At 50.6% G+C, this 10,979-nt stretch carries 10 protein-coding genes; 5 read left to right on the top strand and 5 right to left on the bottom strand.

Annotated features, from left to right (window positions below; all coding sequences use genetic code 11):
- The first annotated feature begins 90 nt into the window (after positions 1-90).
- On the top strand, positions 91-525 hold the full coding sequence (locus NNO02_RS10905; protein WP_271454810.1) for a hypothetical protein: 435 nt from the start codon (positions 91-93) through the stop codon (positions 523-525).
- Positions 526-808: 283 nt separating this feature from the next.
- On the opposite strand, the gene NNO02_RS10900 is transcribed toward NNO02_RS10905, so the two are convergent.
- Positions 809-1,366, bottom strand: a complete 558-nt coding sequence (locus NNO02_RS10900; RefSeq protein ID WP_271454809.1) for a recombinase family protein — start codon at positions 1,364-1,366, stop codon at positions 809-811.
- 345 nt (positions 1,367-1,711) lie between these two features.
- Positions 1,712-2,509: a hypothetical protein gene (locus NNO02_RS10895; protein WP_271454808.1), complete on the bottom strand. Its 798-nt coding sequence runs from the start codon at positions 2,507-2,509 to the stop codon at positions 1,712-1,714.
- 253 nt (positions 2,510-2,762) lie between these two features.
- Here NNO02_RS10895 and rluB point away from each other — a divergent pair, with 253 nt between their 5' ends.
- Positions 2,763-3,638: a 23S rRNA pseudouridine(2605) synthase RluB gene (gene rluB, locus NNO02_RS10890; protein ID WP_271440935.1), complete on the top strand. Its 876-nt coding sequence runs from the start codon at positions 2,763-2,765 to the stop codon at positions 3,636-3,638.
- 83 nt (positions 3,639-3,721) lie between these two features.
- Here rluB and cobO read toward each other — a convergent pair whose 3' ends face one another.
- Both cobO and NNO02_RS10880 read right to left on the bottom strand, forming a co-directional pair.
- Entirely contained in the window at positions 3,722-4,312 is a 591-nt protein-coding gene (gene cobO, locus NNO02_RS10885) for a cob(I)yrinic acid a,c-diamide adenosyltransferase (protein WP_271440936.1), read from the bottom strand.
- Positions 4,309-5,070, bottom strand: coding sequence for a YciK family oxidoreductase (locus NNO02_RS10880; RefSeq protein ID WP_271440937.1), 762 nt, complete (start codon positions 5,068-5,070; stop codon positions 4,309-4,311). The genes cobO and NNO02_RS10880 overlap by 4 nt, the downstream gene beginning before the upstream one ends.
- Before the next feature lie 221 nt (positions 5,071-5,291).
- Between NNO02_RS10880 and sohB the strand changes: the two genes are divergently transcribed.
- Positions 5,292-6,338: a protease SohB gene (gene sohB / locus NNO02_RS10875; RefSeq protein ID WP_271454807.1), complete on the top strand. Its 1,047-nt coding sequence runs from the start codon at positions 5,292-5,294 to the stop codon at positions 6,336-6,338.
- Positions 6,339-6,446: 108 nt separating this feature from the next.
- Here sohB and NNO02_RS10870 read toward each other — a convergent pair whose 3' ends face one another.
- Positions 6,447-6,698, bottom strand: coding sequence for a YciN family protein (locus tag NNO02_RS10870; RefSeq protein WP_003020616.1), 252 nt, complete (start codon positions 6,696-6,698; stop codon positions 6,447-6,449).
- A 398-nt stretch (positions 6,699-7,096) separates the two neighbouring features.
- Between NNO02_RS10870 and topA the strand changes: the two genes are divergently transcribed.
- Both topA and cysB read left to right on the top strand, forming a co-directional pair.
- Positions 7,097-9,694 (top strand): type I DNA topoisomerase, encoded by a 2,598-nt coding sequence (gene topA, locus NNO02_RS10865; RefSeq protein ID WP_271440939.1) that lies wholly within the window; start codon positions 7,097-7,099, stop codon positions 9,692-9,694.
- Positions 9,695-9,902: 208 nt separating this feature from the next.
- On the top strand, positions 9,903-10,877 hold the full coding sequence (gene cysB / locus NNO02_RS10860) for an HTH-type transcriptional regulator CysB (RefSeq protein ID WP_271450383.1): 975 nt from the start codon (positions 9,903-9,905) through the stop codon (positions 10,875-10,877).
- Positions 10,878-10,979: the final 102 nt, after the last annotated feature.

The following is a 10,979-nucleotide window of genomic DNA, read 5'->3' as shown; positions in this document are numbered from 1 at the left end:
TAGACCTAAGTGAAACTTCGTTTCGTAACAGAAGGTTATCCGGTAAAGTAGTGAGCATTAATCTTCAACAAATCTCAGACAAGGGATGCTATGGCAGGCATTTTGGCAGGTACGGCGGCAGCGGTTGGAATCCTTGATAAAGCGGTTAGCATCACCCAGAAACTGGCGAATAACAGTGATGAACTTGACAAGGCAACGCTCAAACTTGAATTGGCTAATCTGATGGTTGAACTTGCTAACGCCAAAATCGAAGCGATAACTACGCAGACTTTGCTTTTCGACGCTGAACAAAAAAACAAACATCTTGAACAACAGTTGGTAGACAAATCAACTTTCGTATTTAAGCCGCCGTTGTATTGGAAAGAAGGTGATGAAATCCCTTTCTGTCCGAGATGCTACGAAGGTGATAACAAGAAATATCACCTGCGTTCCATTGTCACCGCCGGAAATCGGGCTTATGGAATTCTCCCGAAGAATAATTGGTCATGTATGCACTGCAAGTTTTCCCAAAAAAAGAGTAGTTAAAAACCTACCTTGTTTAGCTGGTCAGTATTATTCCGGGCCGTGATTACGGTCACGTGGGAGAGATGATCGGGGGGAATGGAGTGTTTACCAAGGCAAGGGAAGGGGGTGATGCTCTTCGCCATTGCTTGGGCTATTAAGCGCGAATTTTGAGGCACTCCCGGTTTTTACCCCGGCAATCCCCAAATATCAAGGAGCTGGTGGAGGATGTACGGTAGCGCATCGAGGAGTAGCGGGGCGCTGGTGGCCCCGGAACAGGTGAGGGGGTGGCTACCTTCGCGGGTTGTTAGGCTGTGGCTTGTTCGGTCTTGATACGCTGCACGGTGCTGGTGGACACGTTGAACTCCTTCGCTATGGTTCGGATAGACTGACCAGCGGCAAGCGCTGACACAATCCCTACACGGTCAACCGCTGCGCCATTGCCGCGAGCGCCTTTGCGTCCCGCTGCTTTGGCTGCTGCGTATCCTTCTGCCTGACGTTCGAGGAGCTGTTCTCGTTCCATCTGTGACATTGCGGCAAAGATGTTTAGCATCAGGTTGCTGGCGGCATTCGCTGCCGTTCCTGCCGTGATTCCTTCTTTGTGGAACTGCACGGATGCGCCCTTGTCTTTCACCTGCTCGATAATGTCCAAAACATCACGAATGTTTCGCCCTAAGCGGTCGAGGCTGTGAACGTGGATCACGTCACCTTCACGAACATAAGCGATCATCTCTTGAAGCTGCGGACGGTTGGCATTCTTGCCGCTCATTTTCTCTTCATACTTCTTATCGAGGGTCACGCCGTCAAGCTGGCGCTCTGTGTATTGTTTATCTGTACTCACTCGAACATAACCGATGTTAGCCATTCTGTTCTCCAAAATGTATCGAAATAGTATGTAGCGATTATAGGTGTGTCGATTAAATTGATCAAACTATTTCGCTACGATTTTCGAGGGGTTTTGAGGGGGGAACGGCCCGAATCTGGGTGTGTTGAAGTAGTATGCTATTTCGCTACGCCTGATAGAACGTGTATTTGATGGCGTAGTTTTCTAATCGCCAAGGGAAACGGGAGTTGATTACAAAGTGGTTCCACTGATAGGAAATAAGTTCCGGGTCGCTGGTGGTTCGTTCCTCTGTTACGTCAACAACTTTTTCCCCGTCACGGTGAGCTTCCCACTCACTGCGGTGGATGTAGTAGCCGGGGAGCCATTCTATGATTGGCGTATTAGGAATGATGCGAGGGAAATGATCTGCGATGCTCTCAGTGCTTCGCGCCTCTGCTTTAAGCTGGTGCTCTTGCTGGATACCGAATCAATTGGTTTGTCACCGACGACGTAAAGCAGTACATCAAAGAAGCGCTGGTTTTCATTGGCGATACTCCTGCGCCACTTTTGGCCTTTATCTTTGACATACATCACCCATGCTTCGGTCCGCGTGATTGCTTGGCTTGCAACCTCTTTGGCGTGTGGGATCACGGGCTGTTTGGGTTCAAAGTCAGATTGCGGCTCAGATTTGAGCTTTGCCTCTTCTAACTGCGCCTGTAGGCTCGCTGTGATCTGTCGGTATCGTAGTAAGTCTTTCGAATAAAATGCTTCATACGCCTGTGCTACCGTTGTACGACTCAGATCAAGCGCTGCGGCAACCTGATTTGCAAGCGGTAGATCAGCCTTAGATAGCTCAATTTTCTTCATGTGTAAGCTGGCAAGCACTTCGTTCGCCGTTTGTTCGCTGCCGTCCACCATTCGTTTGAAATGTGCATCGGCATAACCTTGGGCAGCTTCTACCGTATCAGAGGCCAATAATGGCGAATCAGGATTGATGCTTTTATGCCACTGGCCCAACTCTGGGAGGCGCTCCACTTCGGCAACATCTCTTTCAAGGGCACGTAGTAGATAGCTATCAAAGTCCTGCTTGGTGGCGGCTCGGTAGCCTTGAATCTTCCGCTTAAACTCTTCAATACCCATTGTCCCATTCTGAACGAGAGGAATGTATGGGCGGATCTGATTCATGACCACTTCGGCTTGTTTTTGACTGTCAGTACCAAGACTCAGACGCACAAAACTTGTTGAATCATTTAGTCTAAAATTCGTGTAGTATGTGCGCCCACGAATCATTGTGTGTGACAGCTTGTGTGACACGTTGTTTGCATGCTGTGTACCATGAAATAGTTACAGATCAGTGAGTTAAGTTTAAATTCAGGCTAACTCGTTGTTTTTGAAAGTATACCAGACGCCTGGGAAGGCGACACCTAAAGGAAGCTCTATGAGCGAAAAGTTACAAAAAGTGCTGGCGCGTGCTGGCCACGGTTCTCGCCGTGAAATTGAATCCATTATTGCAGCAGGTCGTGTGAGCGTTGATGGCAAAATTGCCACGCTTGGCGATCGCGTTGAAGTGACGCCGGGTCTGAAAATCCGTATCGACGGCCATCTGATTTCGGTGAAAGAATCTGCAGAACAAATCTGCCGCGTTCTGGCCTATTACAAGCCGGAAGGTGAACTGTGTACCCGTAACGACCCGGAAGGTCGTCCAACCGTTTTTGACCGCTTGCCAAAGCTGCGCGACGCGCGCTGGATTGCCGTAGGTCGTCTGGACGTCAATACCTGTGGTCTGCTGCTGTTTACTACAGATGGTGAATTGGCGAACCGTCTGATGCACCCGAGCCGTGAAGTTGAACGCGAGTATGCGGTGCGTGTGTTCGGTCAGGTTGATGAAGCTAAACTGCGTGATCTGAGCCGTGGCGTACAGCTGGAAGATGGTCCGGCTGCGTTTAAAACCATCAAGTTCAGCGGTGGTGAAGGGATTAACCAGTGGTATAACGTCACGCTGACTGAAGGCCGCAATCGCGAGGTTCGTCGTCTGTGGGAAGCGGTAGGCGTGCAGGTAAGTCGTCTTATCCGTGTACGTTATGGCGATATTCCATTGCCGAAAGGTCTGCCGCGTGGCGGCTGGACGGAGCTTGATCTTGCACAGACCAACTATCTGCGTGAACTGGTGGAGTTGAAACCGGAAACCACGTCTAAAGTCGCTGTCGAGAAAGACCGTCGTCGCATGAAAGCGAATCAGATCCGCCGTGCGGTGAAGCGTCACTCTCAGGTTGGCAGCAGCCGTCGCCCGGGTGGACGCAACAACAACGGTTAATCATGAACAGGCCTGATAAGCAAAGCGCCATCAGGCGTTAGCGTGGAGCCGGATGCGGCGCAAGCGCCTTATCCGGCCTGCTATTAGTAATCAATCCCCATTTGGGCTTTAATGCCCGCTTCAAAAGCATGCTTGACCGGACGCAACTCGCTGACCGTGTCGGCTAACTCCAGAATATCGCGATGGCATCCACGACCCGTAATTATGACCGTCTGCTGGGCCGGGCGCGCGTTTAAGGCGTTGATCACCTCTTCAAGCGGGAGGTAGTCGTAGGCCACCATATACGTCAGTTCATCCAGCACAACCATATCCAGCTCAGGATCGGCCAGCATTCGTTTACCGTGTTCCCATACGGCCAGACAGGCAGCGGTGTCAGCTTCACGATTCTGTGTTTCCCAGGTAAACCCGGTCGCCATCACCTGAAACTCTACACCATGAGGTTCGAGCAGGTTTCTTTCGCCGTTTGGCCATGTACCTTTAATGAACTGCACTACACCGACTTTTTTACCGTGGCCCACTGCGCGAGTTGCTGTGCCGAACGCAGCGGTAGTTTTACCCTTACCATTACCGGTAAAAACGATGACAATTCCGCGCTCGTCCCTGGCGGCCGCAACACGCGCGTCAACCCGGTCTTTTACGCGCTGTTGGCGCTGCTGATAGCGTTCTTCACTCATTGGGCAATTCCTGGTTTACGGCCCGGTTGGGCATCAAAAGTCATACCGGTTTTACGGCGGCTGTCATCGCCCATCAGCCACAGGTACAGCGGCATAATGTCGGCGGGGGTTTTGAGTTTTTGCGGATCTTCCGTCGGGAATGCGCTGGCACGCATGCCGGTACGCGTGCCGCCTGGATTAATGCAATTTACGCGCAAATGGCGATTCTGGTATTCGTCTGCCAGGACCTGCATCATCCCTTCGGTTGCAAACTTAGAGGTAGCATACGCTCCCCAGTTAGCCCGTCCCTGACGACCGACGCTTGAGGAGGTAAAAACCAGCGATCCTGAATCTGATTTGAGTAACAGCGGCAGCAATGCCTGAGTCAACATAAACGTCGCGTTGACATTGACCTGCATAACATCCTGCCATACCTGCGGATTTTGTTCGCTCATCGGGCAAATATCGCCCAGCAGCCCGGCGTTATGCAACACCCCATCCAGACGCGGATAATGTGCGGCGAGGCGTTGCGCCAACTGGTGACACTCTTCAGCGGTACAGGTCAGCAGATCCAGTGTAAACCATTGTGGTTGTGTTCCGTTTTCATCGGCGACGGTGCGGGCAACCTGACGCAATTTTTCTTCATTACGTCCAAGCAGGATAACGGTCGCACCGTAGCGTGCATAGGTAAGCACGGCTTCACGTCCGATGCCATCACTGGCACCGGTGACCAGAATAATGCGATCCTGTAACAGGTCTTGTTTAGGTTGGTAATGCACGGCTACTCCTCGGCGACGCTTTGGCCATCTCGTTCGCGATAACTTTTCGGCTTTATGCCTTAAACACTGGTGTTTTTCAATCAGCCAAAGGTAATAACACCGCAAAATGAACACTTTGTCATGCTTTTTGCCGATTCAGCATCGGATGGATGAAGCAAGACGGGTTTACACGCCTGTTGTACACTGAGCGAAAGTAGCGTTGTTTAATCAAGGTGGGTCTCGTGGAATTGTTGTCTGAATATGGGCTGTTTTTGGCAAAAATTGTCACTGTTGTGGTGGCTATTGCGGTGATTGTCATGCTGATTGTAAACGCGACACAACGTAAGCGTCAGCGTGGTGAATTACGCGTTATTAATCTTAGCGATCAATATAAAGAGATGAAGGAAGATCTGTCGATGGCATTGCTGGATAGTCATCAGCAGAAGTTATGGCATAAAGCGCAGAAAAAGAAGCATAAGCTAGAGGCCAAAACCGCCAAAGCCAAAGCAAAACTGGGGGACAGTGCGTCATCAGAAAAACCTCGCGTCTGGGTGCTCGATTTTAAGGGCAGTATGGATGCCCACGAGGTCAGCGCACTGCGGGAAGAGGTCACGGCGGTACTGGCGGTGGTGAAACCGCAGGATCAGGTGGTTGTGCGTCTGGAAAGCCCCGGTGGTGTGGTACATGGTTATGGGCTGGCTGCCTCGCAGTTGCAGCGCCTACGCGATAAAGCGATTCCCTTGACGGTAACGGTGGATAAAGTCGCAGCGAGCGGCGGATATATGATGGCCTGTGTAGCGGATAAAATTGTCTCAGCGCCGTTTGCCATTGTGGGCTCGATTGGCGTGGTGGCGCAGATCCCGAACTTCAACCGTTTCCTGAAAGGCAAGGATATTGATATCGAGCTGCACACGGCTGGACAGTACAAACGTACGCTGACACTGCTTGGCGAAAATACGGAAGAAGGGCGACAGAAATTCCGTGAAGATTTGAATGAAACCCATCATCTGTTTAAAGATTTTGTGCAGCGTATGCGTCCAACTCTGGACATCGAACAGGTTGCTACCGGTGAACACTGGTTCGGGCAACAGGCGCTGGCAAACGGGTTGGTCGATGAGATCAATACCAGTGATGAAGTGATTTTAGGGTTGATGGATGGTCGTGAAGTGCTGAACGTCCGCTATATGCAGCGCAAAAAACTGATGGACCGTTTCACTGGTAGCGCGGCAGAAAGTGCAGACCGCTTATTTATGCGCTGGTGGCAGCGAGGACAGAAGCCCCTGATGTAAAATTGCAATTGCCGGATGGCGAGGCTCACGCATCTAATCCGGCCTACAGGTTCGTAACATCGTAGGCCGGATTAGGCAGCGCAGCCATCCGGCAAATCATTTCTCGCGTTAATCGATCAAGTGGTACTTTTCAGAAAGCACATGCGCCAGGTGTTTAAACATATTAAACACTGCAGTGCTTTTGGGCGTTGGTAGCCCTTGCTCGTCTAAAAAGTAATCTCCGCTGAAAACCAGCACGCCATTTCGCTGCGTTACGCCGGTGGCGACAATCCCCGCCAGCGTGTCCTCATGCTCACGAATGATTTTGTTGGCTTCAATCAGCAGTGTTTCGCGATCGATGGGTTGAGTGTCTTTATGCATTATTTACTCCTTAAACAAGGACATTAGTCTACGCCGAGCCCAGCTTATGGGCAAATATTCCCTGACTTAAATGAAGGCTATAGGAGGGGATTGCAACTGGCGAGATTTGTTTTTGCATGCTAATAAAGTTGCGTAACGCATTTTATCAGGTACAGTGTGACGCTTTCGTCAATCTGGCAACAGATTTGCTTGACATTCGACCAATACTCCGTCGCGCCAAAGCGTTTGTGTGCGAAAAAGCCTGTTAACTCAGTTACATGAGAGTTACATTACAAGCGCAAATCAGTTTAAGGGGTTGATATCCTCCGACGCAGAGACCATATCGATGTCTCGTCGCCAGTGGAAGGTGAATCAACGTGCGACGCATTCTGGAAGAATCAAATTAGGTAAAGGTGAATATGGGTAAAGCTCTTGTCATCGTTGAGTCCCCGGCAAAAGCCAAAACGATCAACAAGTATCTGGGTAATGACTACGTGGTGAAATCCAGCGTCGGTCATATCCGTGATTTGCCGACCAGTGGCTCAGCAACTAAAAAGAGCGCCGACTCAACCTCCACCAAAACGGCTAAAAAGCCCAAAAAGGATGAACGTGGCGCTCTCGTCAACCGCATGGGCGTTGACCCGTGGCACAACTGGGATGCGCGCTATGAAGTGCTGCCTGGTAAAGAAAAAGTTGTCTCTGAACTGAAACAACTGGCTGAAAAAGCCGACCACATCTATCTCGCAACCGACCTTGACCGCGAAGGGGAAGCCATTGCCTGGCACCTGCGGGAAGTTATCGGTGGCGACGACACCCGCTACAGCCGCGTGGTGTTTAACGAAATTACTAAAAACGCTATCCGTCAGGCGTTTGAAAAACCGGGCGAGCTGAACATCGACCGTGTTAATGCACAACAGGCTCGTCGCTTTATGGATCGCGTTGTCGGCTATATGGTGTCGCCGCTGCTGTGGAAAAAAATTGCCCGTGGCCTGTCTGCCGGCCGAGTACAGTCGGTTGCCGTGCGTCTGGTTGTTGAGCGTGAGCGTGAAATTAAAGCATTCGTCCCCGAAGAGTTCTGGGAAATTGATGCCAATACCACGACGCCAGCCGGTGATGCATTGCCGCTTGAGGTTACTCACCAGAACGATAAACCGTTCCGTCCGGTAAATCGCGAGCAAACACTCGCGGCAGTAAGCCTGCTGGAAAAAGCACGTTATAGCGTTCTGGAACGCGAAGATAAGCCAACCAGTAGCAAGCCGGGTGCCCCCTTCATCACGTCCACGTTACAGCAGGCTGCCAGCACGCGTCTGGGCTTTGGCGTGAAGAAAACCATGATGATGGCGCAGCGCTTGTATGAAGCGGGTTATATCACCTATATGCGTACTGACTCCACCAACCTGAGTCAGGATGCTGTGGCGATGGTCCGTGATTACATTAGCGATAATTTTGGCAAAAAGTATCTGCCAGAAAGCGCAAACCAGTACGCCAGCAAAGAGAATTCGCAGGAAGCGCACGAAGCTATTCGTCCTTCTGATGTCGCTGTTCAGGCGGAATCTCTGAAAGATATGGAAGCCGATGCTCAAAAACTGTATCAACTGATTTGGCGCCAGTTTGTTGCCTGTCAGATGACGCCAGCAAAATACGATTCCACTACGTTAACCGTGGGCGCGGGTGATTTCCGCCTGAAAGCACGTGGCCGTATTCTGCGTTTCGATGGCTGGACAAAAGTGATGCCTGCACTGCGTAAGGGTGATGAAGATCGCATCTTACCGGCCGTGGATAAAGGCGATGTACTGACACTTGTCGAGCTGACACCAGCTCAGCACTTTACCAAGCCACCAGCGCGCTTCAGTGAAGCCTCGTTGGTTAAAGAACTTGAAAAACGGGGTATTGGTCGTCCATCAACGTATGCCTCGATCATCTCTACAATTCAGGATCGCGGTTACGTTCGTGTTGAGAACCGTCGCTTCTACGCTGAAAAAATGGGTGAAATTGTCACCGATCGTCTGGAAGAAAACTTCCGCGAATTGATGAACTACGATTTCACCGCGCAGATGGAAGACAGCCTTGACCAGGTGGCGAACCACGAAGCTGAGTGGAAAGGTGTGCTCGACAACTTCTTCAGTGATTTTACTCAGCAGTTGGATAAAGCCGAGAAAGATCCCGAAGAAGGCGGCATGCGTCCGAACCAGATGGTACTGACCAGCATTGATTGTCCAACATGTGGGCGCAAGATGGGTATCCGTACCGCCAGCACCGGTGTCTTCCTTGGGTGTTCCGGCTATGCGCTTTCACCGAAAGAGCGTTGCAAGACCACCATTAACCTGGTGCCGGAAAACGAAGTCCTGAACGTACTGGAAGGGGATGACGCCGAAACTAACGCCTTGCGCGCAAAGCGTCGCTGCCAGAAGTGTGGTACGGCGATGGACAGCTATCTGATCGATCCAAAACGTAAGCTGCATGTCTGTGGTAACAACCCGACCTGCGATGGTTACGAAATCGAAGAGGGCGAGTTCCGTATTAAGGGTTATGACGGTCCTATCGTTGAGTGCGAGAAATGTGGTTCTGAAATGCACCTGAAAATGGGGCGTTTCGGTAAATACATGGCATGTACTAACGACGAGTGTAAAAACACCCGTAAGATCCTGCGTAATGGTGAAGTGGCTCCGCCGAAAGAAGATCCTGTTCCGTTGCCGGAACTGCCGTGTGAAAAATCGGACGCGTATTTCGTGTTGCGTGACGGTGCAGCAGGTATTTTCCTGGCCGCTAACACCTTCCCGAAATCACGTGAAACCCGTGCACCGTTAGTGGAAGAGTTGTATCGCTTCCGCGATCGTCTGCCGGAAAAACTGCGTTACCTGGCCGATGCGCCGCAGACGGACCCCGATGGTAATAAGTCGATGGTTCGCTTTAGCCGTAAAACTAAGCAGCAATATGTCGCTGCGGAAAAAGACGGTAAAGCAACCGGGTGGTCTGCATTTTTCGTTGACGGTAAATGGGTAGAAGGTAAGAAATAACAGCGTTCTGGCTGAATTTCTCCTCAAAGGGTCGCGTAAGCGACCCTTTTTGTTTGCGGCGTATTATTTTTTGTCATACCTATACAGCGTACATATAAATGATATAGTGGTTATAGTTGACAGGCTTTTTATTATTAAATCGTATTAGCAGCGCGTGTGAGTCTGCTTTTAAACGATGTTCTGATGGCACAATTCTGGATGGCTTAACATGAAATTACAGCAGCTTCGCTATATCGTTGAGGTGGTAAACCACAACCTTAATGTCTCCTCAACGGCCGAAGGACTCTATACCTCCCAGCCTGGGATCAGTAAGCAAGTTCGTATGCTGGAAGATGAGCTTGGCATCCAGATTTTTGCCCGTAGCGGTAAGCACCTGACGCAGGTGACTCCTGCAGGGCAGGAAGTTATTCGTATTGCCCGCGAAGTCTTGTCAAAAGTGGATGCCATTAAGTCGGTTGCGGGTGAACATACCTGGCCCGACAAAGGTTCGTTATATATTGCTACCACACACACGCAGGCGCGTTACGCGCTGCCCAACGTGATTAAAGGTTTTATTGAGCGTTATCCTCGCGTTTCGTTGCATATGCATCAGGGATCGCCGACGCAAATTGCCGAGGCTGTTTCGAAGGGGAATGCTGATTTTGCCATCGCGACGGAAGCACTGCATCTGTACGATGATCTGGTGATGCTGCCATGCTATCACTGGAACCGTTCGATTGTTGTTACGCCAGACCATCCGTTGGCGGGCAAAGCCTCCGTATCCATTGAAGAGCTGGCGCAATACCCGCTGGTGACGTACACCTTTGGTTTTACAGGGCGCTCAGAACTGGATACCGCGTTTAATCGCGCGGGTCTTGAACCGCGTATTGTTTTTACGGCAACCGATGCTGATGTGATAAAAACCTATGTCCGACTGGGGCTGGGCGTGGGCGTGATTGCCAGCATGGCAGTGGATCCTCTCTCTGATCCGGATCTGGTGCGTGTTGATGCTCATGATATTTTCAGTCACAGCACCACGAAAATTGGTTTTCGTCGCAGCACATTTTTACGCAGCTACATGTATGATTTCATTCAGCGTTTCGCACCGCATCTGACACGCGATGTGGTGGATACGGCGGTGGCGTTGCGTTCCAACGATGATATTGAAGCTATGTTCAAAGATATTAAATTGCCAGAGAAATAATAACGGAAGCTGCCTCGCTGGTATCCTTGTTCTCCAGCCATACCCGCGGGGCGGTTGAATGTATTTATGATTTTCTTTTTGTCTATTATCCCTATATTATTT

This window comes from Citrobacter sp. Awk 2 (assembly GCF_028069815.1).
Lineage (GTDB): Bacteria > Pseudomonadota > Gammaproteobacteria > Enterobacterales > Enterobacteriaceae > Citrobacter.
Note: the sequence above shows the minus strand (reverse complement) of the source record. Positions and strands in the feature narration are given on the sequence as shown.